General features: G+C 66.3%; 27 protein-coding genes. 16 read left to right on the top strand and 11 right to left on the bottom strand.

The window, feature by feature from the left end:
- Nucleotides 1-98: 98 nt before the first annotated feature.
- Together AB6730_RS07860 and AB6730_RS07855 are read left to right on the top strand one after the other, a co-directional pair.
- Complete coding sequence (locus AB6730_RS07860; protein WP_371023097.1) at nt 99-470, top strand: response regulator; 372 nt, start codon at nt 99-101, stop codon at nt 468-470.
- 58 nt (nt 471-528) lie between these two features.
- Complete coding sequence (locus AB6730_RS07855) at nt 529-942, top strand: PAS domain S-box protein (protein ID WP_371023096.1); 414 nt, start codon at nt 529-531, stop codon at nt 940-942.
- A 3-nt stretch (nt 943-945) separates the two neighbouring features.
- On the opposite strand, the gene AB6730_RS07850 is transcribed toward AB6730_RS07855, so the two are convergent.
- The gene (locus AB6730_RS07850) at nt 946-1,641 is read right to left on the bottom strand and encodes an HAD family hydrolase (protein ID WP_371023095.1); all 696 of its coding nucleotides are present in this window, start codon (nt 1,639-1,641) and stop codon (nt 946-948) included.
- A gap of 159 nt (nt 1,642-1,800) precedes the next feature.
- Here AB6730_RS07850 and AB6730_RS07845 point away from each other — a divergent pair, with 159 nt between their 5' ends.
- The gene (locus AB6730_RS07845; RefSeq protein WP_371023094.1) at nt 1,801-2,823 is read left to right on the top strand and encodes a DUF4105 domain-containing protein; all 1,023 of its coding nucleotides are present in this window, start codon (nt 1,801-1,803) and stop codon (nt 2,821-2,823) included.
- Here AB6730_RS07845 and AB6730_RS07840 read toward each other — a convergent pair.
- Complete coding sequence (locus AB6730_RS07840) at nt 2,790-3,815, bottom strand: TraB/GumN family protein (protein ID WP_371023093.1); 1,026 nt, start codon at nt 3,813-3,815, stop codon at nt 2,790-2,792. The two genes, AB6730_RS07845 and AB6730_RS07840, sit on opposite strands and share 34 nt — an antisense overlap.
- 639 nt (nt 3,816-4,454) lie before the next feature.
- On the opposite strand from AB6730_RS07840, the gene AB6730_RS07835 reads away from it, so the two are divergent.
- The 4 genes from AB6730_RS07835 to AB6730_RS07820 all read left to right on the top strand — a co-directional run bounded on the left by AB6730_RS07835 (nt 4,455) and on the right by AB6730_RS07820 (nt 9,038).
- Nucleotides 4,455-5,300, top strand: coding sequence for an NADPH-dependent F420 reductase (locus AB6730_RS07835; protein WP_371023313.1), 846 nt, complete (start codon nt 4,455-4,457; stop codon nt 5,298-5,300).
- Between the two features lie 158 nt (nt 5,301-5,458).
- Nucleotides 5,459-5,704 carry a DUF2188 domain-containing protein gene (locus AB6730_RS07830; RefSeq protein WP_306850647.1) on the top strand — a complete coding sequence of 82 codons (246 nt, stop codon included), beginning with the start codon at nt 5,459-5,461 and terminating at the stop codon, nt 5,702-5,704.
- 42 nt (nt 5,705-5,746) lie between these two features.
- Nucleotides 5,747-5,983: a hypothetical protein gene (locus AB6730_RS07825; protein ID WP_371023092.1), complete on the top strand. Its 237-nt coding sequence runs from the start codon at nt 5,747-5,749 to the stop codon at nt 5,981-5,983.
- A gap of 196 nt (nt 5,984-6,179) precedes the next feature.
- Nucleotides 6,180-9,038: a TonB-dependent receptor plug domain-containing protein gene (locus tag AB6730_RS07820; protein WP_371023091.1), complete on the top strand. Its 2,859-nt coding sequence runs from the start codon at nt 6,180-6,182 to the stop codon at nt 9,036-9,038.
- A 7-nt stretch (nt 9,039-9,045) separates the two neighbouring features.
- Here AB6730_RS07820 and AB6730_RS07815 read toward each other — a convergent pair whose 3' ends face one another.
- Nucleotides 9,046-9,696, bottom strand: coding sequence for a Crp/Fnr family transcriptional regulator (locus AB6730_RS07815; RefSeq protein WP_371023090.1), 651 nt, complete (start codon nt 9,694-9,696; stop codon nt 9,046-9,048).
- A 219-nt stretch (nt 9,697-9,915) separates the two neighbouring features.
- Here AB6730_RS07815 and AB6730_RS07810 point away from each other — a divergent pair, with 219 nt between their 5' ends.
- Nucleotides 9,916-10,116 carry a hypothetical protein gene (locus AB6730_RS07810; protein WP_371023089.1) on the top strand — a complete coding sequence of 67 codons (201 nt, stop codon included), beginning with the start codon at nt 9,916-9,918 and terminating at the stop codon, nt 10,114-10,116.
- A gap of 15 nt (nt 10,117-10,131) precedes the next feature.
- Here the strand turns inward: AB6730_RS07810 and AB6730_RS07805 are convergent, their stop codons facing one another.
- Nucleotides 10,132-12,147: an ATP-binding protein gene (locus AB6730_RS07805; RefSeq protein ID WP_371023088.1), complete on the bottom strand. Its 2,016-nt coding sequence runs from the start codon at nt 12,145-12,147 to the stop codon at nt 10,132-10,134.
- A gap of 145 nt (nt 12,148-12,292) precedes the next feature.
- Here AB6730_RS07805 and AB6730_RS07800 point away from each other — a divergent pair, with 145 nt between their 5' ends.
- The gene (locus tag AB6730_RS07800; protein WP_371023087.1) at nt 12,293-13,441 is read left to right on the top strand and encodes an acyltransferase family protein; all 1,149 of its coding nucleotides are present in this window, start codon (nt 12,293-12,295) and stop codon (nt 13,439-13,441) included.
- Between the two features lie 44 nt (nt 13,442-13,485).
- On the opposite strand, the gene AB6730_RS07795 is transcribed toward AB6730_RS07800, so the two are convergent.
- Nucleotides 13,486-13,671: a CsbD family protein gene (locus AB6730_RS07795; protein ID WP_371023086.1), complete on the bottom strand. Its 186-nt coding sequence runs from the start codon at nt 13,669-13,671 to the stop codon at nt 13,486-13,488.
- A 123-nt stretch (nt 13,672-13,794) separates the two neighbouring features.
- On the opposite strand from AB6730_RS07795, the gene AB6730_RS07790 reads away from it, so the two are divergent.
- The 3 genes from AB6730_RS07790 (at nt 13,795) to AB6730_RS07780 (ending at nt 16,000) form a co-directional block, all read left to right on the top strand.
- Nucleotides 13,795-15,114 (top strand): Nramp family divalent metal transporter, encoded by a 1,320-nt coding sequence (locus AB6730_RS07790; RefSeq protein WP_371023085.1) that lies wholly within the window; start codon nt 13,795-13,797, stop codon nt 15,112-15,114.
- Between the two features lie 73 nt (nt 15,115-15,187).
- Complete coding sequence (locus AB6730_RS07785) at nt 15,188-15,391, top strand: hypothetical protein (RefSeq protein ID WP_371023084.1); 204 nt, start codon at nt 15,188-15,190, stop codon at nt 15,389-15,391.
- A 27-nt stretch (nt 15,392-15,418) separates the two neighbouring features.
- Nucleotides 15,419-16,000, top strand: a complete 582-nt coding sequence (locus AB6730_RS07780; RefSeq protein WP_371023083.1) for a DNA-binding protein — start codon at nt 15,419-15,421, stop codon at nt 15,998-16,000.
- Nucleotides 16,001-16,076: 76 nt separating this feature from the next.
- On the opposite strand, the gene AB6730_RS07775 is transcribed toward AB6730_RS07780, so the two are convergent.
- Nucleotides 16,077-16,238, bottom strand: coding sequence for a hypothetical protein (locus AB6730_RS07775; protein WP_371023082.1), 162 nt, complete (start codon nt 16,236-16,238; stop codon nt 16,077-16,079).
- Nucleotides 16,239-16,767: 529 nt separating this feature from the next.
- On the opposite strand from AB6730_RS07775, the gene AB6730_RS07770 reads away from it, so the two are divergent.
- From AB6730_RS07770 to AB6730_RS07755, 4 genes are all read left to right on the top strand, one after another.
- Nucleotides 16,768-17,880, top strand: coding sequence for an S-(hydroxymethyl)glutathione dehydrogenase/class III alcohol dehydrogenase (locus AB6730_RS07770; RefSeq protein WP_371023081.1), 1,113 nt, complete (start codon nt 16,768-16,770; stop codon nt 17,878-17,880).
- An 8-nt stretch (nt 17,881-17,888) separates the two neighbouring features.
- On the top strand, nt 17,889-18,305 hold the full coding sequence (locus AB6730_RS07765; RefSeq protein WP_371023080.1) for a ketosteroid isomerase-related protein: 417 nt from the start codon (nt 17,889-17,891) through the stop codon (nt 18,303-18,305).
- A 64-nt stretch (nt 18,306-18,369) separates the two neighbouring features.
- On the top strand, nt 18,370-19,356 hold the full coding sequence (locus AB6730_RS07760) for an MBL fold metallo-hydrolase (RefSeq protein ID WP_371023079.1): 987 nt from the start codon (nt 18,370-18,372) through the stop codon (nt 19,354-19,356).
- 32 nt (nt 19,357-19,388) lie between these two features.
- Entirely contained in the window at nt 19,389-19,613 is a 225-nt protein-coding gene (locus AB6730_RS07755) for an RNA-binding S4 domain-containing protein (protein ID WP_371023078.1), read from the top strand.
- A 73-nt stretch (nt 19,614-19,686) separates the two neighbouring features.
- Here AB6730_RS07755 and AB6730_RS07750 read toward each other — a convergent pair whose 3' ends face one another.
- The 5 genes from AB6730_RS07750 to lexA all read right to left on the bottom strand — a co-directional run bounded on the left by AB6730_RS07750 (nt 19,687) and on the right by lexA (nt 26,115).
- Nucleotides 19,687-19,986: a hypothetical protein gene (locus tag AB6730_RS07750; RefSeq protein ID WP_371023077.1), complete on the bottom strand. Its 300-nt coding sequence runs from the start codon at nt 19,984-19,986 to the stop codon at nt 19,687-19,689.
- 227 nt (nt 19,987-20,213) lie between these two features.
- A complete protein-coding gene (locus tag AB6730_RS07745) occupies nt 20,214-23,360 on the bottom strand; it encodes an error-prone DNA polymerase (RefSeq protein ID WP_371023076.1) in 3,147 nt (1,048 codons plus the stop codon).
- A gap of 13 nt (nt 23,361-23,373) precedes the next feature.
- Nucleotides 23,374-24,783 carry a DNA polymerase Y family protein gene (locus tag AB6730_RS07740; protein ID WP_371023075.1) on the bottom strand — a complete coding sequence of 470 codons (1,410 nt, stop codon included), beginning with the start codon at nt 24,781-24,783 and terminating at the stop codon, nt 23,374-23,376.
- A 73-nt stretch (nt 24,784-24,856) separates the two neighbouring features.
- Nucleotides 24,857-25,486 (bottom strand): translesion DNA synthesis-associated protein ImuA, encoded by a 630-nt coding sequence (imuA, locus tag AB6730_RS07735; protein WP_306850665.1) that lies wholly within the window; start codon nt 25,484-25,486, stop codon nt 24,857-24,859.
- A gap of 2 nt (nt 25,487-25,488) precedes the next feature.
- Nucleotides 25,489-26,115: a transcriptional repressor LexA gene (gene lexA, locus AB6730_RS07730; RefSeq protein WP_371023074.1), complete on the bottom strand. Its 627-nt coding sequence runs from the start codon at nt 26,113-26,115 to the stop codon at nt 25,489-25,491.
- Nucleotides 26,116-26,495 lie beyond the last annotated feature (380 nt).

Raw genomic sequence — 26,495 nt, 5'->3', positions numbered from 1 at the left:
GCAGGTCTCATTTCGATGAAAAATCTGTCAAGAGGTATATAGCGGCGGCGTTCATTCGGTAGTAGGTTGGGGCTGGGCAACTCCTACGCGGGTAACGTATGAGCATCACCGCCTCGCCTCGCGTCATCGTGTTCGAAGATCATTCCGGACTTGCTTCGGCGCTTACCGACCTGCTCGAAGAGCGGCTTGGCTACGACGTGGCCGCTTGCGCGGGCTGCATCGAGGAAGCGATCCGCGTCGCCCATGTCGAGCGTTGCGACGTCGCGGTGGTCGATCTCGACCTGCAAGGCGTGATGGCCTATCCGGCGCTCGACGAACTCCAGCGTCGCGGTATTCCCTATGTGCTCGCCACCGGCGCCATGCCGGTTGATATTCCCGGCCGTTACCGCGCACCCTTGGTGCACAAGCCCTATAGCGCACACCAGCTCGAACGGGCGATCCGCGAAGCGAGCGGGCTGCCCGCCTGTTGACGGTATCCTCCACGCCCTTGACTCCGATGGCGCCGACGGTTCGTAGAGGGGGGAGGAGATGTCGCGAATCAGTTTCGACGAGCCGTGGACGTTCGGCGGGCATCCGTGGCGGAGCCTGAAGGACACGTCGTTCGGCGTCATCGTCGCCGACGGAGTGGGCGAGATCGTCCACGTGAACGAACGCGCGGCCGAACTGCATGGATGGGTCCGCCTGGCGGTCGGCCCGGACGACTACAGCCGGATGTACAGCCTGTTCACCGAAGAGGGGAGGCCGTATCCCCCGGCCGATCTTCCCTTGACCCGTGCCGTGCGCCAGGGCGAGACCACGCGGCACGCGCGTTGGGTCGTGCGCCGGCCGGACGGATCGCGGCAGACCTTGCAGGGATCGGCCTATCCGGTGTGCGACACCCGTGGGAAGCAGGTGGCCTCGGTGCTGGTCCACGATGCGATCGAACGCCCCGGCGATGCCTGAGCGCTAGTGAGCCCGCGCTTCGCTGGTGGAATCGCATGCGCCACGCAACCAGGCGTTCACCTCGTCCAGGTCACCCACGACACCGGCGCACAGCCGTCTCAGCTCGGCGGAGGGCTGCTGCAGGTCGGGCACCATGATCGTCGGCAGGCCCGCGGCCACCGCGGAGCGCACTCCCGCCTGGGAGTCCTCCAGGGCGAGGCAGCTGCCGGTGGGTTTGTTGAGGATGCGCGCGGCTCGCAGGTACGGGTCCGGAAACGGTTTGCAGCGTTCGCAATCGCCCGATGCCACGAGGGCGTCGAAGCGGTCGCGCAGGCCGAAGGCTTCGAGATGGTGGATGGCGGTGCCGTGCGAGGACGAGGTGGCGATCGCGCGTGGCATGCCGAGTTCGTCGAGGGTATCGAGCAGCGCGGTCACGCCCGGCTTCAATCGAAGGTCGGTATCGAGCATCGCATGATAACGCTCGGAGGTGCCGGTCCAGACGGTGTCCAGGTCGGTATCGTCGCCCACGTGCTCGTGCAGGAGCATGCGCGCCGCGTGCCCGTGCAATCCGACCATGCGCTGGCAAAGCGACAGCGGCATGTGGATGCCCGCCTCGGCGGCGGCGGCCAGCAAGGCGTCGCGGTACAGCGCCTCGGTATCGAAGAGGACGCCGTCGAGGTCGAACACGATCGCCTGTGGTATCGCGGGAAAACGGACCATGCCACTCCCCGAACCGCCTTGCCGGGCGGACTGCCCGGTTCGCCCCGAAAATAGCGCGGTTTGTGGCACTGCGCCATAGCCGGCGGCCAACCGGCAGTGCAAGTGTTTGCGTTCGTGCGCGGCGCAGGCCACGCTTCGGCGATGAAGAAAGATCGGCGCATGCTTGCCCGTGGTGCCGCGGGTGTCCTGGCCGCCGCCGCGTTGTTCCTCTCGGGCGCCTGGGGAGCCTTCGCGCTGGCCTTCCGTTTCCCCGGCATACGCGCGGTGCGCTTGGCGGCTGCCGCCGTATGGGCCATCGGCTGCCTCGCGCTCTGGGTCGCCTGGTTCGGTTGGCGCGCAGGGTGGGCGTTGCCCGGCCTGCTGACCTCCTTTGCCGCGTTGCTCGCCTGGTGGGCGACCATCCGGCCGCGCAACGACCGCGTCTGGGCGGACGACGTCGCGCGCCTCCTGCACGGCGAGGTCGAAGGCCCGCGCGTCGTGTTGCACAACGTGCGCGACTTCGAGTGGCGCGGCGACGATGACTACGACGTTCGCTGGGAGACCCGGGAATATGACCTGGACCACCTCGCCGGCGTGGACGCGATCCTTTCCTACTGGTCGGGCGAGGCCATCGCTCACGCGATGCTCTCGTTCGGCTTCGACGACGGACGCCATGTGGTGTTCTCCGTCGAGATACGACGCAAGCGTGGCGAGGCCTTCTCCGAGATCGGAGGCTTCTTCAGGCAGTTCGAGTTGATCCTGATCGCCGCCGACGAACGCGATATCGTCCGGGTCCGCAGCAACGTGCGCGGCGAGGACGACTATCTCTTTCCGTTGCGGATGCCGCGCGAGGCCATGCGCTCACTGTTTCTTTCCTACGTGGACGCCGCCAACGAACTGGCTGGCACGCCGCGCTTCTACAACACGGTGACATCCAACTGCACCACCATCGTCTATCGCATGGCGAAACGCATCGACGGCGCCTTGCCGTTCGACCTGCGCCTGCTGCTGACCGGCTACCTGCCCGAATACCTGGCCGATAACGGGACCCTCGATCCGCGTTTAAGCGTGAACGAATGGCGACGGCTGGGAAGGATCACGGCGCGGGCGAGGGCGACCCGGCCGCAGGACGATTTCTCGGCGGCGATCCGCGTCGGCATACCGCCCGCTCACTCGCCGCCGTCGGGGGATTCCACGGCATAGCCGCGTGCCTTCAGGGCCGCGAGGTAGCCGTCCGCACCGAGCAGGTCGTCGATGGACACGATAGCGACCGTTTGCGTATTGGCGGCGACCGCCGCGTCGACCGCGGCGAGCCATCGCGCCCGGATGGCCTTGGGCACATCGGCGAGGCCGATGCGCTGCGCCACGCCGCCTTCGGTGACGGCGTTGAGGCACGTGAGGCGTTGCTGCGCCCGCCGGTCGTCGCGCAGCGCGGCGACGTCGCCCGTGGCCCAGGCATTCGCGCGTGCGGCCATGTCGGCGAGTTGCGCATCGATGTTGTCGATGCTCTGGGTGAAGCAGGAGACATCGTCCAGCGTGGAGCGCTTGAAGGCCTTGATCGCCGCGCGGGGATCGTCCACCAGCAAGGTGTACGTCACGTCGACCTGCGCGACACCATGTTTCTTCGCCAACGCCGCGACGGTGCGGGTGATATCTCCCGACCTTGCGAGACCGCTCTTCTTCACCGCGTCCTTGTAGAGTTCGATGGCGGCGAAGATCGGCCGGTAGCGTTCCACGCCGCGATCGTTGCCGATGTAGCGCGCCTTCACCGCCAGCCACCGCGTATAGACATCGGCGGGTACGCTGCTCTTCAACGTCGCTCCATCGGGTGCATTGCGCACGCCGATGAGTGACGGGAGAAGGGCGAGGCGGCCGAAAAAACCGGTGTTCGGCTTGATCTCCACGTGGGGCGGCATGAGCAACGCGCCCGCATGCGCGAGCGCCTCGTCGATCTCATCGGTCTTCCAGGTCATCTTCCGCGGCAGCGGCGTGAGCGTGCCGAGGATCAGCAGCGTGTGCCCGTCGCGCGTGACGCGCCAGAGACCGGGACCGGGCTGCTCGCCACTGACCGTGACGGCTTCCAGCGTCGGTACGGATGTATCGGGCGGGGGTGTCTGCGCCCGTGCCGCGGTCGCCAGCCACACGGAGCAGAGCAGGACAGGGAACACGAGGAGCCGGGCAGGGGAACGAATCATCGGCGAAATTCTAGTTTCTTCACGGAAGCCCGGGAAGCACGCATGGTTCTCCCCACCCTGGTGGAAGCCGCCCCTGGTGGGAGCCGCTTCAGCGGCGATCCCGCGGCAGCGGGCCAGTTTCTTCTGCACGGTTCGGCGTCGCCCTCGCGCTTGGCGGTGTGAGGCAGAGCCGTCGGCCGCCACCCTCGTCGCTCCGGTTACACCGTCGCTCGGGAAAGGAAAGCCGCCTTCATGTGAGACCCCCGCACCCGGCAAGGGGCTGGTGACTAGCGGCACGTGGCACGGCGAGCGTTGCTCTTCCCACCAACCCACCGCAGTGTGGAGAGAGCTGCCGGGCGCCACCCTCGGCGCGACATGAGGAGCCGAGGACGGGCGGGTGGACAAGGCCCGCAGGGGATCGGCCTGGACGGCCGATCGTTTTCGCTGAGGCAGGAGCCGAATCGAAAACCCCCGCCCGACCGTCCGAGCCCGAAGGGGCGCCAGCCATCAGACATGGCCGCGCAGCGGCTTCCCTTCCCAAGGGACGGCACCGCCTGTCGCGCCGAGGGTGGCGCCCGGCAGATCCCCGCCACGCACACGGCGAATGCGAGGGCGAAGCCGAGCCCTCAGAATCGCTGAGTACCGGCCCGCTGCCGCGGGATCGCCGCTGAAGCGGCTCCCACCAGGGTCGGGGCCCGCCAAGGTCGGGGCCCACCCCAAGGTCGGGGCCCACCAGGGCTCACCGAACGCTCGCCCGGCGTTCACGCGGAATGGCGAAAATCGATCTTTTTAAGCGAAGCGGAGACAGCCATGAAGATAGGCATCATCGGTGCCGGCAACATCGGCGGTACCCTCGCTCGCCGTTTTCGCGAACTCGGGCACGAGGTATTCATCGCCAACTCCCGTGGACCGCATACGCTGACCGATCTCGAGAACGAAACGGGCGCGGTGGCCGTCACCGCGCACGAGGCGGCGCGTGCCGGCGAAGTCGTGATCGTGACCATTCCCGAATCGAAGATCCCGAACCTGCCAGCGGATCTTTTCGCGGGCGTGCCCGACGACACCGTGGTGGTCGACACGGGTAACTATTATCCGCGACAGCGTGACGGGCGCATCGGCCCCATCGAGGAAGGCGTGCCGGAAAGCCAATGGGTATCGGATCGACTTGGAAGGCCGGTCGTCAAGGCGTTCAACAACATCTACGCCGACCATCTCCTGAAGAAGGGCAAGCCGGCGACGGCAGAGGGACGCATCGCCTTGCCGGTAGCGGGCGATGATGCGAACGCGAAGGCGAAGGTATTGAAACTGGTGGACGAACTCGGCTTCGACGGTGTCGATGCCGGCACGCTCGCCGATTCATGGCGGCAACAGCCCGGTTCACCCGTTTACACGACGGATCGTGACCTGGAAGGCGTGCAGCAGGCACTGCTCGCGGCGGTGCGCGAGCGCCGGCCCGAATGGCGGGCGACGGATGCCAGTCCCGGCGATTTCGATACACCGCGTTGACCGTCTCGCGTGACCTTCGCGTGAAGGAATGGCATACGCGGTCTTCCGTTGTGGGGGCACGTGGGAACGGATAATCTTGCGCACCTGACGAGCAGCCGTGACACCCATGGATCGTGGGGCCGCCGGCCTTCCGCCTAGCGAGGTTACCCATTACTTCCATGGCCCTGGTGATCTACGACATTCCGTTTCATCCGGATATGGCGGGCCTGTGGCACGTGCAGATGAACGGCGTGCCCACCGAGAACTTCGAGACGCGTATCGCCGCCATCGCCTATGCGGTGCAGCAGTCGAAGCTGTTGGGCATGCAGAACGGCTTGCAGGTACTGGTTTCGGTGGAAGGTGCCGATGGCATCTGGCGGGAATTCGAGTCCAACGCGAAGCGTCCGGTCGGCAGGCTGCAATAGCGCTGCACGTCGCGTTGATCCTCGATCCTTATCATCCCACCCATGACGCATCGAAAAATTGGTTACTTCGACGTGGATGGCACGTGTTACGTGGCCAAGCCGGGCCGCTGGCGTGGCAAGTACGTCATCAGCGAAGACGGCGAGGAATTGCAGGAGAGATTGTGCACGACCCTGCATGAGAACGAAGAAGACGCCTGCGCGGAGGGCCTGACACTCGGCATCGCCGCCGCCCGCAAGCTCATGCGCGAACGCGAAGGATTCGATCCCGGCGACGAGTGAAATCAGCGACGGCGCGTGCATAGCCCGTGCCATCGCTTGCCGTTTTTGCCTATCGCAACATATTCCGAATGGCCGATGGTGCGCCTTGTTTACACGGCGTAAGTTTTCCTTGCGTCCCTGTGAATGCCGCGTTGCGAACTCATTCCCGGAGCCGCCAAGTCCCAGCCCCACTCCCCTAAGGCTCCGGAGACTCACAATGAAAACGACATCCCAAAGGGCGCTTCGGCGTCGCGGTCTCGCTTTGTCCATCGCCACCGCGCTGGTTTGCGCCAGTAGCCTCACCATGGCGCAGAACGCGCCCGTGCCGGCGCCACCCACTCCCCCGCAGAATCCGGCACCGGATGGACAGGATCAGCAGAAGACGACGGACTTGCAGACCATCACGGTCACCGGCTCGGCGCTCCCGCGCATCGACGTGGAAACGCCTTCGCCGGTAACGACCATCACGGCCGAGCAGATCCAGAAGAGCGGCCTCACCACGGTGTCCGACGTGGTCCGCGCGGTCTCGGCGGACAATAGTGGCTCGATACCGGCCTCGTTCACCGCTGGCTTCGCCGCCGGCTCGTCGGGCGTGGCGCTGCGTGGCCTGACCGTCAACTCCACCCTCGTGCTGATCGACGGCCGACGCGCGGCGAACTACCCCTTGGCCGACGACGGCCAGCGTTCCTTCGTCGATCTCAACACCATCCCGTCGAATGCCATCGAGCGCATCGAGGTGCTGAAGGATGGCGCGTCGTCGTTGTACGGCGCGGATGCCATCGCCGGCGTGGTCAACATCATCCTTCGGCCCGGCTACCAGGGCACCGAGTTCACCGCCGATGTCGGCACGTCGCAGCATGGCGGCGGCACGACCAAGCGTGCCACCGTGCTGTTCGGTGGAGGCGATCTCAACAAGGACGGCTGGAACGCGTACTTCAGTGCCGAGTACCAGCACGACGACGAGATACTCAACCGGCAGCGTGGTTATCCGTACAACACGGCCGATATCCGGCGCAGCGGCGGCAACAACCTCATCGGAGGGCAGCCCTCGCAGAACTCCGGCTCGATCTACGGCACGGTGACGCCCGGTACGCTGTCGCGTCCGGGCGACGTGACATCGGGCGTTCCGGACCCGGATGCGGTGGCGCAACCGCTGGTTCCCTGCGGATCGCGGGGAACCCTGGTCACCGACGATCCGGCGAATCCCGGAAGCTACTGCGCGCAGAACTTCGCGCGCTACACCGCCATCCAGCCGACGATGGACCGGCGTGGCCTGTACGGACGTTTCACCATCAAGCTGTCCGACACGAGCAAGGCCTATCTCGCCGCCAGCTATTACGAGGTGAAGACCTCCTTCCCCGGCGTGCCTGCACAGATACAGGCGGGTACGCCGCGCAACACGAATTCGATCGCGCTGCCGGCGACCTTGCCCGACGGTTCGCTCAATCCGAACAATCCGTTCGCGGCCGATGGCAAGGCGGCGCTCATCAACTACGGCTTCCAGAGCGCGCTGGCGAGTGGCGAGAACGACAACCACAACCTGCGCATCGTCGGCGGCCTCACCGGATCGTGGGGTGAGTGGGGTTACGACACCGCCCTGGTCTTCAACCACTCGTCGCTGGACACGCGCCTGTCGGGCTTCCTCGACTACGACCGGTTGATCGCCGCGGTGACCAACGGTACGTACAATTTCATCGATCCCAGTGCGAATTCGCGCGAGTTCCTCGGCGCGCTCGCCCCAGCGCTGAAGAAGACCTCGACCAGCGACCTGCAGTCGTTCGATTTCCGCGTGACGCGTCCGTTGATGGACCTGGCCGGCGGTTCGCTGGGCCTCGCCGCGGGCGTCGACGTGCGTCACGAGGAACAGGACGATCCGGACCTCAACCCGAACCTGGCCGCGCAAGGCCTCGGCATCGCCCACGTGAAAGGCGACCGCACCGTCTCGGGCGTCTACGTGGAACTGGATGCGCCGTTCCTGGAATCGCTGGAGGTCGACGTGTCGGGCCGCTACGACCACTATTCCGACTTCGGCAACAACTTTTCGCCCAAGATCGGCATCAAGTGGAAACCGATCGAGGAACTGGCGTTCCGCGGCACGTTCTCCAAGGGATTCCGCGCACCGAGTTTCGCCGAGAATGGTTCGAGCGAAGCGGAAGGGTTCGCCACCTACACGCCGCCGGAGGAATTCCAGGCGGCGCACGGCAACAGCGGTTACGTGCAGCCTTATGGCCTCGGGTTCCTCACGCGCGCCAATCCGAACATCAAGCCGGAGCGCTCGAAGAGCTGGACCTTCGGCATCCTGTACCAGCCCACGCCGGACCTGAGCGCGTCGCTGGACTACTACCGGATCAAGAAGACCGGCGTGATCGCCCAGCAGAGTGCGAGTGCGGTGCTGGATGCGTACTACGCGGGGCTGCCGTTGCCGCCGGAGTCGGCGATCGTGCAGGACGTGCCCGATCCCGCCGCACCGGATGCCTTGCCGCGCCCGCTCGTGGTCGCCGCGCCGTACGTCAACCAGAACGCGCTGGAGACCAAGGGCCTGGACCTGAACCTCAAGGCCGGGCACGACTTCAGCGAGAACGTGCGCTTCACGAGCGAGCTGAACCTGACGAAGATCATCAGCTGGCAGCTGACCCTCGAGGATGGAAGCAAGTTGCAGTTCGTGGGCACGCATGGCCCATACGGCCTGTCGTCGGGTGCCGGCACGCCGCGCTACCGGGGTTCCTGGGCGAACAGCATCCAGTTCGGCAAGGCCACCATCACCGGCACGCTGTACTACACGAGCGGTATCAAGCTGACCGCGCCGGACATCACCACCGGCTGTTTCTCGACCAACACGGACACGGGAGCCAACGTCCCGGCCAACTGCCGCATGTCGTCGTTCACGGACTTCGACCTCACCGGCCGCTACGACATCAGCGACAAGGTGGCGATCACCGGCTCGGTCATGAACGTGTTCGACAAGAAGGCGCCGTTTGATCCGCTGAACTACGCGGCGCTCAACTACAACCCGACCTACGCGCAGAACGGCGTGATCGGCCGGTTCTTCACGCTGGGGGTGCGGGTGAAGCTATGAGGTCGCGTCAGCGAAGCAGGGACGCTTCGTCGAGCACGTCGACGCCGTCGACGCGGATGGCGAGCACGCCTTCGGCACGCAGTTTCGCCAGCATCCGCGTCACGGTCGCCGGGCTCATGCCCAGGTAGGAGCCGATGTCGTCGCGGGACATCGGCAAGGGCACGAAAGGCGAAGGCCCTTCGGTGCGCCGCCGGCGTTCGAGCAGGTCGGCGAGGAAAACGCGCACGCGCTCGATGGCGGAACCCTCCGCGGCATGGGGCGTCTTTCCGCGCTCGCGCCTGCGCAACGTGCGCAGGTGCCGGGCGATGTCCTCGTTGTCTTCGCATAGCGCGTCTGTCGCGGCGCGGGGAAAGCGACAGAACCATGTCTTGCCGACAGCCACCACGGATGCACCATGGTTTTGACTGCGCGCGACGTCGAGGGCGAACAACTCACCGGGCAGGTGGAAGGCAAGCACGCGGCCGCCACCGACGCTCATGGCCAGGCCTGACAGCACGGCGAACGCCGCGCGGTGCGGCGCTTCCGGCTGGACGAGGCGATCGCCTTCGAAGAAGGGCCCGACCCGTTCCACCACGCCGCGCATCTCCAGCAGCTTGTCGTCGCCGCCGCGGGTCGCTTCGCATGCGCCGGCGTGACGGCAGGAAGCGCTGCAATGCACGGCTGTCCGTGCGCAAGCCTGGTACATGACGGGACCTCGCTCTCTGCCTGGTGCGTGCAAGGCCATTCTAGGATCGCGGCGGGCCGGTTCCCTTCGACGTCAGACGGATGCGCGCTTATGCCGCATGCACTCCCGGGGCGCCTGTGCCCCATTGACGTGGCCGGATTTTTGCTTTAGTTACGCATCTTGGGGGAATGTCAACAGGGGGCCGTCAAGGCCATGGCAAGTCGATTCACACGTTTCAATCCGATCACCGAAGATGCCGGCACCGCTGTAGCGGCCCTGCCGGATGGCTTCGTACCCGGTACCGTGGCGCCCTTCGTGATGCGCTACGGCACGGATTTCCTGATGGCCATGCAGCGCGCCGCGGCGATTCACGACGTGTCGCGTCCGGTGGCGGCCGAAACCGAACCAGCCTGATAGCACGCCGCTCCGTCAGGGGCGCGCGCCATCGAGCAGGTCGGCCACGGCCTCGGCCAGCGCGTGAAGGGAAAACGGCTTGCCGAGGATGGCCGTATGCTCGGGTAGCTGCGGCGTGTCGGCGAAAGCCTCCCACGCATAGCCGGTGATGAACAGGACGGGCAGGTCCGGCAGCAGTTCGCGCGCCGATGCCGCCAGCTGCCTGCCGTCCATGCCGGGCAGGCCGACATCGGTCACCAGGATATCCACGGGATCGCCCGCGCGCAGTTGGCGCAGCGCCTCGTCGCCTTCACCGCATTCGCCGACCGAATAGCCCGCTTCTTCGAGCACCTCGCGCGACAGGGCGCGCAACATGTGTTCGTCCTCCACCAGCAGCACGCGCCTGCCGTCGCCGCGACGCGCGCCACGTTCGATATGGGTGTGCGAGGCGGTCGCGTCTCCGACATGGCGGGGCAGCCACAGGCTGACGGTGCTACCCCGGCCCGGTTGCGACTCGATGATCGCGCGACCTCCGGTCTGCCGTGCGAACCCGTCCACCATCGACAGGCCCAGGCCGGTGCCCTGGCCGATCGCCTTGGTGGTGAAGAACGGATCGAAGGCTTTTTCGACCACGGACCTCGACATGCCGGTACCGGTGTCGGACACGGCGATGACGACGTAATCGGCGAGGCCCTGGCCGATGTCCGCTCGCTCGACGTTGCGTGTCGCGATCCTCAGGGTGCCGCCACCGGGCATCGCATCGCGTGCATTGATGGCGAGGTTGAGGATGGCGCTTTCGAGTTGGCTGGCGTCGGACAGCGTGCGCCAGAGGCCCGGTTCCATGCGCAGGTCCAGTGCCACTTGCTCACCCAGCAGCGGGCGCAACAGCAGGTCCAGGCCGCGCACGATGGCGTTGGCATCCACGTCGGACAAGGACAGGGCTTGTTGGCGCGAGTAGGCGAGCAGCCGGTGGGTGAGCCCCGCGGCCCGCTTCACCGCGCCACCCGCGGCGTCGAGCAGGCGCCGCGCTCCGTCGATGCGGCCGCTCTCCAGCCGTTCGGTGAGCACCTCGATGGCGCCGCCTATGCCGCCGAGGATGTTGTTGAAGTCGTGCGCGATGCCACCCGTGAGGCGGCCGAGCGCTTCCAGCTTCTGTGCGTGACGCAACTGGTCTTCCATGTCGCGCCGGCGCTGGATGTCGCGGCCCATGCCGTAGACCACGTCGCCGTCGGGCACGCAGGTCCAGGCGAACCAGCGGTACTCGCCATCGTGGGCGCGTACGCGTACCTCCAGGTCCTCCACCACCTCTCCATCGAACAGCTGCGAGACGGCGTCGCGCGACCGTTCCAGGTCGTCCGGATGGACGAGTTCCTCGAAGCCCAGGCCGACCAGGTCGCTGACCTCGTAGCCCAGTTCGATGCGCCATGCGGGATTGACGTTGCGGTAATGGCCGTCGCGGCCCATGACCACGTAGAGGTCGCGCGAGATGCCCCAGATCTGGTCGCGCTCGCGGGTGCGCTCGTCGATTTCCCGTTCCAGCGATGCGTTCAGTTCGCGCAGGGCGAGGGCGGAGCGAACGCCACGCGTGGTTTCGTTGGTGACGGCGTACATGCCGATGACGCCGCCGTTCTCGTCGCGCAGCGGCGCGTAAGAGAAGGTCCACCATGTTTCCTCGTCGTAGCCGTGCCGGGTCATGCGCAAGGGCAGGTCGCGGTGCATCGACCCTTCACCGGCCAATGCCCGTTCCACATGCGGGGACACATCGTCCCAGACGTCCTCCCACAACGTCTCGAACGAGCGGCCGATCGCACCGGCCAGGCGCCCGCCGAGCATCGGGCGGTAGGGATCGTTGAAGAAGAACATCTTGCCGGGTTCGGCGGAGACGAACATCGGTTGTGGCGTGTCGAACATCGTGGCGAGCATCGATCGCAGGGCGTTCGGCCAACGGTCCACGGAACCCAGCGGCGTGCCGCTCCAGTCGAAGGCACGGATTTCCGCGGCCGTCGGCGAGTCGACCGGGAGGAACGCGAAAGGATCGGCGTGCCGGTTCATCTCGGGCGAAGCCGGGGCATGGGAAGTCCTTCATGGCGATGGCCGTCAAGGAATAATGCAAGGCGCGCGAAGACGATGTCTTGATGACGCGTGCGCCGCGGGGGCTGCTTCGCTTATGCTCCCGCGACCAGCCACGGAAGTCCCCATGTCGTCAGCGAGCCTACCGCGCAGCCCCGGCATCGACACGCTACGGGGCGCCAGCATCCTGCTGGTGGTGATACACCACCTCGGCCTTCGCCTTCCCTTGCACAAGACGGACGCGGCGAACTGGTTGCCGGTTCCGTTCCTGAAGGGCCTGATCCACAACGGTTACGAAGCCGTCTTCATTTTCTTCGTCATTTCCGGCTTCCTCATCACACGGCACGCGCTGGAACGCGACGGCGCATTGCGCGAGATCGACTGGCGGGCCTTCTACGTGCGCCGCGTCGCGCGCATCGCGCCTTGCCTGCTGGGCATTCTCGCGATCCTGCTGGCTTGCCACGCGCTACAGGTGCCGAACTACACCATCGACCGCCCGGGGCAGTCGCCGCTGGGCGCCACTCTTTCGGCGCTGACCTTCACGCTCAATATCTACGAAGGACGTACCGGGTGGCTGCCGGGCGGCTGGGACGTGCTCTGGTCGTTATCCATCGAAGAAGTGTTCTACCTCGCGTTCCCGTTGGTCTGCCTGTCGCTGGGCCGCACCCGCTGGCTGGTGCCGGTCCTCGTGTTGCTGGTGTTATCGGTGCCGTTCACCCGCGCCGCGATCGTGGACAACGAGATCTGGCAGGAAAAAGCCTATTTGCCGGGCATGGGAGCGATCGCTGCCGGTGTCCTCGCCGCATTGGTGGTGGGTGCGAAGCCCGTTGCCTCCTTCATGAGCCGGAGGGGACGCGCATCGCTCGCGGTGGCCGGCCTCGCGGGCCTCGCCCTGGTCATGTTTTCCGGCGGCTGGCTGTGGAAGGCGATCCACGACGGCTATATGCTCGTGCTGATCGGCGCATCGGTCTGCCTCGTACTCGCGTCGCCGGAAGGGGGCCGGGCATGGCCGGGCTTCGGCTGGCTCCGCGCCATGGGAAGGGCGAGCTACGAAATCTATCTCACCCACATGTTCGTCGTGTTTTCGCTGGTGGGATGCGCGCGCGCCACGGGTACCGACACGGTGGACGGCTGGATCTGGTACGTGCCGGCGGTGCTGGGGTCGTGGGCACTGGGCTGGCTTGTCGCCCGGGGCTTTTCGGAGCCGGCCAACCGCTGGCTACGCTCGCGCTTCCACCCGCGCGCGAACAAGGAAGCCCTCGTCGAGCCGGCATGAGGCGTGGCGCGGGGGCCGGCGGCCCCCCCGCGGGGGGGGCAGGATCAATGGCGGCGGTCGTTGTCGCGGGCGCGGTCGGTGGCCTTGCCGGCTTCCCGCTGGATCTTGCCGGCATTCTTTTCGATATTGCCCGCGGCTTCCTTCGCGTGGTTACCAGTGATCTTGCCGGCGGTTTCCTTCATGGAACCCTTGACCTCGTGTTTCATGCCCTCGGTACGGTTCTTGTCCACGTCGGTTTCCTCGCTTGCACTGCGTCGTCCGCAGCGGCACCGGTTTACGCCGTTTCGTGATTAGCGCCGCGTGAAGCCGGCGTGCGGCGGTTTTCATCCGCGAATCCCGTTACGATGCCGCCCATGTTTCCCTTGCCCAAGACGGCCACCGCGCCGTTCTGCCCGTCGGAAGTCGCCGGGTCCATCGTCGTTCCCTTCGATCTGCCCTGGTGGAAAAAAGCCGCGCGCTTCGCCGGCCCCGGGCTGCTGGTTTCCGTCGGGTACATGGACCCGGGCAACTGGGCCACCGACATCGAGGCGGGCTCGCGGTTCGGCTACCGCCTGCTGTTCGTCGTGCTGCTTTCCAGCCTCGCCGCGATCGTGCTGCAGTGCCTGGCCGCGCGGCTGGGCATCGCCACCCAGAAGGATCTCGCCCGGCTCTCGAGCGAACGCTACCCGAAGGCCATCGGGCGCATCCAGTGGGTATTCGCGGAGATATCGATCATTTCCTGCGACCTCGCCGAAGTGCTCGGGAGCGCCCTGGCGTTCAAGCTGCTGTTCGGGGTCTCGTTGCCCGTCGGCGTCGCCTTGACGGCGCTGGACACCTTCATCGTCCTCGGCTTGCAGGGCAGGGGTTTCCGCCGGATCGAATCGATCATCCTCGGGCTCGTCGGCACCATCGGTATCTGCTTCGTGGTGCAACTGTTCCTGCTCGGGCCGAACTGGACCGAGGTCGCGGCGGGATTCGTGCCGTCCTTGCATGCGGTGTCGGCGCAGGAGCCGCTCTACCTGGCGATCGGCATCCTCGGCGCGACGATCATGCCGCACAACCTCTACCTGCATTCGTCGATCGTGCAGACGCGGGCGGTTTCAGGCGAGGAGGGCAAGCGTGCGGCGATCCGCCTGACCCGCGTGGACACCATCTGCTCGTTGAGCCTGGCCCTGCTCATCAACGCGGCGATCCTGATCGTGTCGGCGACCGCGTTCCATGCCAGCGGGCGCACCGACGTCGCCGACATCGGCGATGCCTACCAGCTGCTCGCTCCCATCGCGGGAACCACCGTTGCCGCCGTGGCATTCGCCATCGGCCTGTTCGCGTCGGGACAGAGTTCCACCTTCACCGGCACCATCGCGGGGCAGGTGATCATGGATGGCTTCCTTCAGCTGAAGATCCCCTGCTGGCAGCGCCGGCTCGTCACACGGGGGCTGGCGATCGTCCCCGCTTTCATCGGCGTGGTGACCATGGGCGACCGCGCCATCGGTGCCTTGCTGGTCGCGAGCCAGGTCGTGCTGAGCATCCAGCTGCCCTTCGCCATGTATCCGCTGATCCGCCTCACCGACGACCGCGCCCTGATGGGCGGCTTCGTCAACACGCGCCTGGTGTCCTGCATGGCGTGGTTCCTCTTCATCGTGATCTCCGCCGCGAACGCATGGCTGGTCGCCCAGGTGTCGGGACTCGCGTGACGCGGGACATACAAATGCATCACGCGTAGCCGCGCAGTCTCGGCTGTCGACGACACCGACGGCTTTCCACTCGATGCAGAGTCCTTATATTCCCGAGACACCCGGCCGCTCGCCGGTCCTTCCGGAAGAGCAACCGAAGCATCCCCGCCCCGAAACGCCAGGCAGCGACCCGTCGAAGGACCGGCCGCAGGAACGCCCTCCCCATCCAGACGATCCCGAGAGCGACGGTACGCCGCCGTTGGACACGCCCGAGGCGCTGGCGATTCGCATTCCCTGACCCACACTCCCCGGAGGAGACCAAGTCATGCCTGAGAAAAAGACCCTTGAGAAGGCACGGAAGGACAAGCGCGAAGGGAAGTCGCCCTCGACCCAGGCCGGGGAATTCGTGCACGAGGAAATCGAGCACGTGCGCGAAGGCAAGCATGGTGCCCGGTCGGCCAAGCAGGCGATCGCCATCGGCTTGTCCAAGGCACGGCGGGCCGGCGTGAAGAACAAGCCGTCGAAGACGGCGAGCAAGGCCACGAAGAAGAAGGCGGCTCAGGATTCGCGTGCGGCCACCCGGAAACGGTCCACGGGCACGGCGGCGAAGAAATCCACGGCGCGCAAGCGCGCGTCGGGCACATCGGCCCGTAAGTCCACGGCGAAAAAGGCGACGGCGAAGAAATCGGCCACGCGCTCCCGGGCGACCACCAAGGCGTTGAAGCGGGAAGGGCATTCCGCCGCGTCGAAGCGGGCGTTATCGGCCCAGGGCCGCAAGAGCGCGGCGAAGCGCACCTCGTCCAGCCGGTCGGCGGCGGCCAAGAAGGCGGCACATACGAAGGGTGCCGCGGGAAGGAAGTCGGCGGCCAAGAAGGCCGCTAGAACGAGGGCGCGCAAGGCGTCCTGACAGCCGAAGGCCCGCCGCGAGGCGGGCCTTCTTTATATTTGCAGCACGGATCGTGGCCCGGTCGGGAAGAATCGCGTCAGACCGAATCGCCGCTCAGGCGGCTGGCCACTTCGCCCAGCCAGTCGTAACCGTCCATCTCGCCACCGAAGAGGTCGAGACCGCCATGGGCGTCCGCGGCGCGGTAGCCAGCGGAGAATTCGAAGGTCGTGATGCCGTATTCGTTGCGTAGTTCGTTCATGGTGTTGTCTCCCAGTCGTTAAGGACCGGATGTTTCAATCCTCTGGCGCCAACGCCGCCGGCCTCTGGCGTGGCGTGGACCTTACGCTGCCGGGGCGATCCCAAGAAGAGGCGCCGGGCGATTGGTCCGTTTCGTTTGGTGAACAATCGGTTCGTTAGTCTTTCGTCACGCACCCAGCGGTTCGAATTTCTGAACTAACGAGTTTCCTACGAGCCCTTTCTATGGGCGGCTTGCGGCTTTACAAGGCCTTCCAAGCATTAAAACGTTGGACATCCGGTGTAAGGAAAAGGTTCAAAGAAATTTCCGATGGAGGCCATAAGTCATGCCTATCGGAATCCTTACCGTGCCCTTTCGTTCGCCGTTCCGGTCGTATCCGTTAACCCTAGTTTAACTCAAGGGGCCGCCTGTCGCTACCCGTGGGGCTGAACGGTTCCCCCATGCCGCTTCGGGATCGGCTGCGGGGTGGCTAGAATCCACGGTCCACCCGGCGTCGCAAGCCGGTTCAGTCATCGTAAGAGGAAGGCCCATCATGAAATCTCGCGCCGCGGTTGCCTGGGAAGCAGGAAAGCCCTTGTCCATCGAGGAAATCGACGTCCAGGGCCCGAAGGCGGGTGAGGTGCTGGTGCGCATCGTCGCCACCGGCGTGTGCCATACGGACGCGTACACACTTTCAGGCGACGATCCGGAAGGTGCGTTCCCGGTGATCCTGGGCCATGAGGGCGGCGGCATCGTCGAGGAGGTAGGCGAAGGCGTGACCTCGCTCAAGCCGGGCGACCACGTCATCCCGCTCTATACGCCGGAGTGTGGCGAGTGCAAGTTCTGCCGCTCGGGCAAGACCAACCTCTGCCAGAAGATCCGCGTGACCCAGGGCAAGGGCGTGATGCCCGACGGCACCTCGCGCTTTTCGCTCGGTGGCAAGCCGCTGCTGCACTACATGGGTACCAGTACCTTCAGCGAATACACCGTGTTGCCGGAAATCTCCCTGGCGAAGATCAACAAGGACGCCCCGCTGGAAAAGGTCTGTCTGCTCGGCTGTGGCATCACCACGGGTATCGGCGCGGTGCTCAACACCGCGAAGGTGGAGCCGGGTTCCACCGTGGCCGTGTTCGGCATGGGCGGCATCGGCCTGTCCGTCGTGCAGGGCGCGGTGATGGCCAAGGCCAGCCGGATCGTGGTCGTGGACACGAACCCGTCGAAGTTCGAGATGGCGAAGATGCTCGGCGCCACGGACTTCATCAATCCGCGCGACTACCCGGGCACGCCGATCCAGCAGGTGATCGTCGACCTCACCGAGGGCGGCGTCGACTATTCGTTCGAGTGCATCGGCAACGTCGACGTGATGCGTGCCGCCCTGGAGTGCTGCCACAAGGGCTGGGGCGAATCGATCATCATCGGCGTCGCCGGCGCGGGCCAGGAGATCCGCACGCGTCCCTTCCAGCTGGTGACCGGGCGCGTCTGGCGTGGCTCGGCCTTCGGTGGAGTGAAGGGCCGCAGCCAGTTGCCCGGCTTCGTGGACCGCTACATGGGTGGCGAGATCAAGATCGACCCGATGATCACGTATACGATGGGCTTGGAAGACATCAATCGCGCCTTCGACCTCATGCACGAGGGCAAGGCCATCCGCTCCGTCATCCTCTACTGAGCCCCTCGATGAACGAAACGATCGATCTGATCCGCCGCTATTACGACGCCTTCAACCGTGGCGACTGGGCCACGATGCTGGCCCTGATGGACGAACATGTCGTGCACGACATCAACCAGGGTGGACGCGAGACCGGCCGCGATCGCTTCGCCGCTTTCCTGCAGCGCATGAACATGAGCTACAGCGAGCAGTTGAAGAACATCGTGCTGATGGCCAACGAGAACGGCTCGCGCGCCGCCGCGGAATACGTCGTCCATGGCGTCTACAAGGCGACGGACGAGGGGCTGCCGCTGGCCCAGGGCCAGACCTACGTGCTGCCGGGCGGAGCGTTCTTCGAGGTGGCCAACGGCCGCATCACCCGGGTCAGCAACTACTACAACCTGGAAGACTGGCTGGCCCAGGTACGCCGGGTGGAAGTCGACTGAGCCTTGAAGTGCCGGGGGACGGGCCGCAGGTCTGCTGCGACCCGCCTCTCCCTCAAGGTTGCGCATGGCCTGGATCAACCCGTACTACGACCGTTCCAAGGCGCACCATGCGCCGGAAGGGTTCCGCAACCTGGAACCGGACCTTCGTGAGCCGGGCGGGCTGCAACGCTGGCGCAAGGAGCGCAAGGAACAGGGCGTGCCGCTCCCGCCCACCGAAGGGTACGAGGCGTTCGCCCGCCGCTGGTGGCAACGCGCGGATCTGGCGGGTACCGACGATGCCGCCTGGTGGCTGGGGCATGCGAGCGTGCTCGTCCGTCACCACGGGCTGACCGTGCTCACCGATCCGGTGCTCGGCCACCGCGCGTCTCCCGTGTCGTTCGCGGGTCCGTCCCGGCGGACGACGGTGCCCGTGGATGTCGCAGGGCTGCCCGCCGTGGACGTCGTGCTGATTTCGCACAACCATTACGACCATCTCGATGCGGCCACGGTGCGCGCACTCTCGCGTCGGTTTCCGCAGGCGGTGTTCCTCGTGCCGCTGGGCCTGAAGGCCTGGTTCGACCGCCGGCGCATCGGCAACGTGCGCGAACTGGACTGGTGGGCGAGCACGGAGGTACGCGGCGCGACGTTCACCTTCGTACCGGCCCGGCATTGGAGCGCACGCACGCTTTGGGATCGCAATCGCTCGCTCTGGGGCGGCTGGGTCATGGCGCAGGACGGCTTCCGCTTCTGGTTCGCGGGCGATACCGGCTATTCCGACAAGCTCGCCGAGATCGGGCGCCGTGCCGGCCCGATCGATCTTGCGGCCATTCCCATCGGCGCCTATGCGCCACGCTGGTTCATGCGTGGCCAGCATGTCGATCCGGCGGAGGCGCTGCGCCTGCATCGGGAAATCGGATGCAAGCGTTCGATCGCGATCCACTGGGGCGCGTTCGAACTGGCCGACGACCCATTGGACGAGCCGCCGCGCCTGCTGGGCGAAGCGCTCGCGGAGGCGGGGATGGGGACGGACGAATTCATGTTGCTCAACATCGGCGGCCGAATTGCGCTCTAATGGCGGCCTTCCCGCCGCATAGCCGCCTCCCCATGCCGTTCCATGAATTCCGCCTCGAAGGCGATTACGTCGAGCTCAACCTCCTGCTGAAACTGACGGGCATCGCCGCCAGTGGTGGCGAAGGCAAGCACATGGTCGCCGATGGCCTGGTCACGGTCGATGGCGCGGTCGAACTGCGCAAGACCTACAAGGTCCGCGCCGGCCAGGTCGTGACGATCGGCGACAACGAGATCAGCGTGCTCCCCGAGATCGATTGAGCCGGGGCTTTCGCCCGGCACGAAAAAACCCGGCGCCTCGCGGCGCCGGGTTTTTTCGTTCATGCGCTGTGGATCACATGCCCGACGTGGAGGACTTCGCCGGTTCGGTCGTGCCGGTGCTGCTCTTCTTGTGTTTCTTGTGGGTCGACTTCATGGAATCGCTGGCGCCGGATTTCATCGAGTCGTGGCTCATCGAATCCTGGCTCATGGAGTCGCCGGTCTTCTTCATCGAGTCGTGGGTCGTCTGAGTCGGGGTGGCGGCGGTCGACGCAGGCGTGGGGGAGGGTGTCTGCGTGGCGCTTTGCGCGAGGGCTGCGCCGCTCACGGTCATACAACCAGCCAGCATGGCGAGGATCAGTTTCGTGTTGCGCATGACGAAATCTCCTGGAACTTGTGGCGCCTGGGGAACATCGCGATGCATGGCGCGAAAGCATCGCTCCCGGTAAGACCGTAAGACCGGACCTTGCGGGGTTTGCTGACGCTATTCCTTTTTCGATGAATGTTGCTCTTGCAAAGCAGCAATTCGCAGGGAACCGTTCAGGAGAAAATTAGCCACGGTTAAGTGACGGCAAGGGTCGTGCCACGTGAGCGTTGGATCACCTAGTGGAAGTCACGCGACACGGAGGCCATGGCCGGCAGCAGATCGCTGAAATCGTGCAGCCGGCTCGCCACGAGATGGTGCACGCCCTCGATCGATTGCCATTGCCCGTCCACGGCGAGCAATACGGCATCGAGCAAGGCCTGGCGGCAAGCCTCGGCGACCTTCGGCCTTACGATCACGTTGACCTGGCCGGTTTCGTCCTCGAGCGTGACGAAGGTGATCCCGCTGGCGGTCTGCGGCCGCTGGCGCACGGTCACCAGGCCTGCGTGGCGCAGCCAGGTGCCATTGCGTTGCCGCGCGAGATCGCTGGCCCGGCGTGCCCGCCGCGCCAGCAAGTTCTTGCGAATGAGGCCCAGGGGATGCGCGGCGAGTGACAGGCCATGCGTGGCGTAGTCGGCGAAAACGTTCTCCGCGAGCGTGGGTGGGCGCAGCGCGGGACGTGCCTCTGCCACGGCGTCGATCAAGGGCAGGCTGCGTTCGATGCCGGAACTCTCCCAGCGCGCGCGGTGGCGATGGCCGCTGAGCAGGCGCAGCGCACCGGCATCGGCGAGACGTTCGCGTTCGAAGCGGGTCAGGCCGGCGCGGCGGGAAAGATCGGCCAGGTCGCGCAGGGGCGCTTCCGCGCGCGCGGCCGCGATGCGCGTGCCGAGTCCGGCGGACAACCCGTTGATCAGGCGCAGGCCGAGCCGCAAGGCGAACTCGCGCGGTTTCCTTTCCATGGGTTCGAGCGTGCAGTCCCAGTCACTGGCGGTGACATCGGGTGGCCGTACTTCCACGCCATGCCGGCGCGCGTCGGCGACGAGTTGCGCGGGCGCATAGAAACCCATCGGCTGGCTGTTGAGCAGCGCGCAGGTGAAGATTTCCGGGTGGTGGCACTTCAGGTACGAGGAGGCGTAGGCGATCAGGGCGAAACCGGCCGCATGCGATTCGGGAAAGCCGTAGCTGCCGAAACCCTTGATCTGGTCGATGATCTGCTGGGTGAACTCGGGGGAGTAGTTGTTCTTCGCCATGTTGCGGCGAATCTTCGGCTCGAATTTTTCCAGGCCGCCGCGGCGCTTCCACGCCGCCATGGAACGGCGCAACTGGTCCGATTCGCCGGCCGAGAAATCGGCCACCACTTGCAGGAGCGCCATCACCTGTTCCTGGAAGATCGGTACGCCGAGCGTGCGTTCGAGCACGGGGCGCACGCCCGGCTCGTAGACGATGTCCTCCTCGGGCAGCTTTCGTCGTTGCAGGAAGGGATGGACCATGCCGCCCTGGATAGGGCCCGGCCGGACGATCGCGACCTGGATCACCAGGTCGTAGTATTCCCTCGGTCGCAGGCGCGGCAGCATCGACATCTGCGCGCGCGATTCGATCTGGAATACGCCCACCGTGTCCGCTTCCTGGATCATCGCGTAGGTTTCGTCATCATCCATGGGGATGTCGGCGATGCGGCGATAGTCGATGCCTTCGTGCTCGCGTAACAGGTCGATGGCCTTGCGCATGCAGGTGAGCATGCCCAGGGCGAGGCAGTCGACCTTGAGCAGCTTCATGGTTTCCAGGTCGTCCTTGTCCCACTGGATGATCGTGCGGTCGTCCATCGCGGCGTTCTCCACCGGCACGAGGTGGTGCAGCGGCGTATCGGAGATGACGAAGCCACCCACGTGTTGCGACAGGTGGCGGGGCATGCCGACGAGTGCTTCCACCAGCACCATGAGCTGGCGGATGGTGCGGCTGGTGATGTCGAAGCCTCGTTCGCTCAGGCGCTGGGCGATGGATACCTCGCCATGCGCATGCGAATAGGCCCGGCTCAACTGGTCGAGCTGGTCTTCGGAAAGCCCCAGCGCCCGGCCCACGTCACGCGCGGCGCTCTTGTGCCGGTAGCTGATGACCGTGGCGGCGAGTGCGGCGCGGTCGCGGCCGTACTTGTTGAACACGTACTGCAGGACTTCCTCGCGCCGCTCGTGTTCGAAATCCACATCGATGTCGGGCGGTTCATCGCGCTCGATCGAGATGAAGCGTTCGAACAGGGTGGATATCTGCGAAGGGTTCACCTCGGTGATGCCCAGGCAGAAGCAGACCACCGAATTGGCCGCCGAGCCACGGCCCTGGCAGAGGATGTCCTTCGAGCGCGCGAAACGGACGATGTCCTGCACGGTGAGGAAGAAGGCCTCGTATTTCATGCGGGCGATGAGTTCGAGTTCCCTCTCGATGCGCTCGACGATCGAGGGCGCGACACCCTCGGGCCAGCGCGTGGCGGCACCTTCATAGGCGAGTTGGCGCAGGTAGGCGGGTGGATCGAGGCCTTCCGGAACCAGTTCGCGGGGGTAGACATAGTTGATCTTTCGCAAGTCGAAGCCGGTGCAACGCGCGGCGACGACGAGGGTTTCATCGATGATGTCGCGCGGATAGATGCGGGCGATCGTTTCGCGCCGGCGCAGGTGGCGCTCGCCGTTGGGGAACAGGTCGTGTCCGGCTTCGGATACGGGTTTGTTGAGCCTGATGGCGGTCATGACGTCCTGCAACGCGCGTCGGCGGCGACGGTGCATGTGGACGTCCCCCGCGGCGACACAGGGCAAGCCGTGGCGTTCGCCCATCTCGCGCAGGATCGCCAGTTCGGCTTCGTCGTGCTGGCCGCGGTGCAGCTCCACGGCGAGCCAGGCACGGCCATGGAAATGGGCCGACACCCAGGCCGCGCGATCTTCATGCGTGGCCGTGCCGTTGGCGGCGAGGGGGCCGGGTGCCCAGAGCACGCCGAGGCCCGGCCCGAGGGATTCGAAATCGCCGCGGTTCAACTCGTAGTGTCCCTTCGCCGCACGGCGGCGGCCGAGCGTGATGATCCGGCACAGTTCGGCGTAGCCGGCCTGGTTCTCCACCAGCAGGACGATCACGGTGCCGTCGGTGAGGCGGAATTCGCTGCCGACGATGAGGGGGACGCCGGTGTCCAGCGACGCTTCCAGGCCGCGCACGATGCCGGAAAGCGAGCACTCGTCGGTGATGGCGAGCGCCGTATAGCCGATGCCTTTCGCTCGCTCGAACAACTCGCGCGCACTGGATGCGCCACGCTGGAAACTGAAATCGCTGAGCGCGTGCAATTCGGCATAGGCGGGGACGGCGGTGTCCTCGTCGTTGGCGGGCGTCAGGTGGGAAGTGTCGATCTTCATGGCGAAGAAGGGGTCAGGCGAACCAGCCGTGCAGCATCCAGCCGTCGAGGGTGCCGGGGGGCAGGTAGGCCCAGGCTTGCTGTCCGTGCACGGTGCGCACGATGTAGTAATCGCGCCGCGCGTCGTCGCCATCCCACCAGCCGCTTTCGATGCGCTCGGGGCCGGCGAGGACGGCCGCCGGATCGGGGCGCATCGGCATCGGACGCGGCAGCAGCCAGAGCGGCCGGCGCCGGCGCGGCAACGAGATCGTGGCGCCGGGCGTGCCGTAGCGCGAGGCACGTTCGGGGCGATGGTCGGCCACCAGCGCGATCTGGCGCAGCGCCGCGTTGCCCAGGCGCGCGCGCAGGCGTTCGTCGAGCGTGGGCCAGTCGAGGCCGTCGCCGCGGATCGGCTCGAACAGGTCGCGCAGCGGTGGCCGGAACACCGGCAATTCCTCGGCATCGAGTTCGATCGCTCGCGCCGGGGCGGGCAACGTGGTGCGCTCCAGCCGCGTACGGGCCAGTTCGAACAGTCGCTCGGCATCGCGTTGCGGCGCGGCCATGGCGACCACGACGCGGGTGGATTCGCCGCGTGCATGGTCGAGGGTCAGGGTGAAACGCTGTACGCCCCCGTCGCGGGCGGCCAGCAGGTTCGCCAGCGTGCGGGTGAGTCGACGCAGGGGAAACAGCAATGGCTGGCTGCCATCCAGTTCGCCGTCGAACTCGATCTTCTGGCGGAAGTTCGCCGGTGGCTGCCAGGCGGGCAGGGCGTCGGCGGCTTCCCCGTGGATGCGATCGAGCCAGTTCACGCCTTCGCGCCCGATACGCCGGGTGAGTTCCGGGCGTGGCAGGTGGAAAACCTCCTCCAGGCGGCGAAAGCCCATGGCATGCAGCGATGTCACCGTGGCGACGGGCAGCCCGCTCTGGTTCAACGGCAAGGCGCCCAGCATGCGTCGCACGCCTTCGCGCTCCGGCAGCACCATGCCGTCGGCATGAGCGGCGAACACCCAGGAAGCGGCGGCGAACGGCGTCGCCGCCAGGGTATGCGCGTGTCCTTGCGCGGCGAGTCCGCTGCGCAAGCGTTCGGCGAGCACGGGCCAGCCATCGAACAGGCGCAGGCTGGCGCCGACTTCCATCAGGATCGCGTGCGGGGGCACCAGGCTTACGTGACCACTGAACTGGTAGCACCAGGCAGCCAGTTCGGCGAGCAGGCGGCCTTCCGCGTCGGGATCGCGCGGACGTACTTCCAGGGAGGGACACAAGGCGCGGGCGGCGGCGAGACTCTGGCCACGGCGTACACCGAAGGCGCTGGCTTCGGCGTTGGCCGCGGCGATCAGGCGTTGGCGGGCCCGATGGTCGAGCAAGGCAGAGGGGCCTGCCTCCGGTGTCGCGGCGAAGGCGGCGGAGAACGCCAGGCCGGGAAAGCGGAGACAGGCCCAAAGCATGACTGCGTAGGAAAGGCGACGACGGCGCGTCCGTCATGACGGCGTGGAAAACGCGGCGTCATGAGGGAAACCATCAGGCCCGCATGCGCAGCAGTGGAGCGGTGGTGGTCAGCAGGCCACGCGACTTGAGGACGTCCACATAGGTGGCCTCGTCGCTGTTGCTGACCTTGAGCCGCAGCGCCGCCGGGCTGTTCTGCGCGGCATGGGCGGCGGGTCGGAAAATCATGGCGCAGGCGTCGCCGCTTTCGGCCGCCAGTTGCAAGCGCCGCAGGCTGCGGTAATCGATATCCGGCAACCAGCCGACCACGGCACCGCAGCAACCCGAACGCAGGCACTGTTCCATGCTCCAGGCGGCTTCGGTGCTGCCGGCCTGGATCTCGTGCAGGAAACGCAGGTCCACGCCCGCGGCGGCGAGGGCGGGTGCGTAGGGCAGATAGGGCGGCGCGACGAAGATCACGCGGCGGTGTTCCTGGGTGAGCGCCGCCAGCGCGGGCATCACCAGGTCCAGTTCCCCGAGGCCATCGTGTTCGAACAAGATCTCGCTGAGCGCACCTTGCGGCCAGCCTCCACCCGGGAGCTTGGCATCCAGCGAGGTCCAGCCCGTGGAGAGGGCGCGCACGCGCGGCTGGCGATCGGCGGAACGGCGCCAGATACCGGGATGGTCGAGCACCTGGGCGAGGGTCGGAGTGGCGATGGCGTTCATGGTCAGGTCCTGCGGATGATGCCGACGTAACGCCCTTCGATGGCGAACGCGTGGCGGCGAGGGTCGACTTCGATCGGCGCGAAGTCGGGGTTTTCGGGCAATAACAGGAGGCGGTCGCGTTCGTGCTTCAACCGCTTCACAGTGACTTCGTCGTCGAGGCGGGCCACGACGATCTGGCCGTCGCTGGCGGTGGCCGTCTTGTGCACGGCCAGCAGGTCGCCGTCGAGGATGCCGACATCGCGCATGCTCATGCCGACGACGCGCAGGAGGTAATCGGCGCGCGGCCGGAACAGCGCGGGGTCGACTTCCACTTGCGCCTCGATGTTTTCCTCGGCGAGGATCGGCGAACCGGCGGCGACACGGCCGACCAGCGGCAGGTCGTTCGCCGCGGCCATGCGCATCAGCGCGGCGTTGCCGGCCGGAAGGCGCAGCCCGCGATGTTGCGGCGAGCGCTCCAGCACGCCCTTGCGCACGAGGGATTCCACACAGGCCTGGGCGGAGCTATGGCTGGAGAAGCCGAGCGCATCGGCGATCTCCCGCAGCGTTGGCGGCAGGCCTTGCGCCTGCAGGTATTCCTGCAGGAAGGCGAGGGTCTTTTGCTGGCGCTCGGTAAGGGTAGGTATCGACATGCGTACATTTGTACAGGTGTCGGCGGAGCGGTGCAAGCGGAAAAATTCAGGTCACGCATTCCGGTGGGAGCCGCCCCTGGTGGGAGCCGCTTCAGCGGCGATCCCGCGGCAGCGGACCGGTTTCTTCTGCACGGCTCGGCGTCGCCCTCGCGTTGGAGTGTGGGGCAGAGCCGTCGGCCGCCACCCTCGTCGCTCCGGTTGCACCGTCGCTCGGGAAAGGATGCCGCTGCGCGGCCGTGTCTGATGGCTGGCGCCCCGTCGCGCCCGTCGCCCCGGGCGGGGTTTTCGATTCGCCCTCCGTGGCTCAGCGAAAACGGCCGGCCGTCCAGGCCGGCCCCCTGACGGGCCTTTTCGCCCGGCGCTCCTCGGTTCCACAAGTC

The sequence above is a fragment of the Luteibacter sp. RCC_6_2 genome (assembly GCF_041360655.1).
Classification (GTDB): Bacteria; Pseudomonadota; Gammaproteobacteria; order Xanthomonadales; family Rhodanobacteraceae; genus Luteibacter.
The sequence above is the reverse complement of the archived record's forward strand: the minus strand, read 5'-3'. Positions and strand labels throughout refer to the sequence as shown.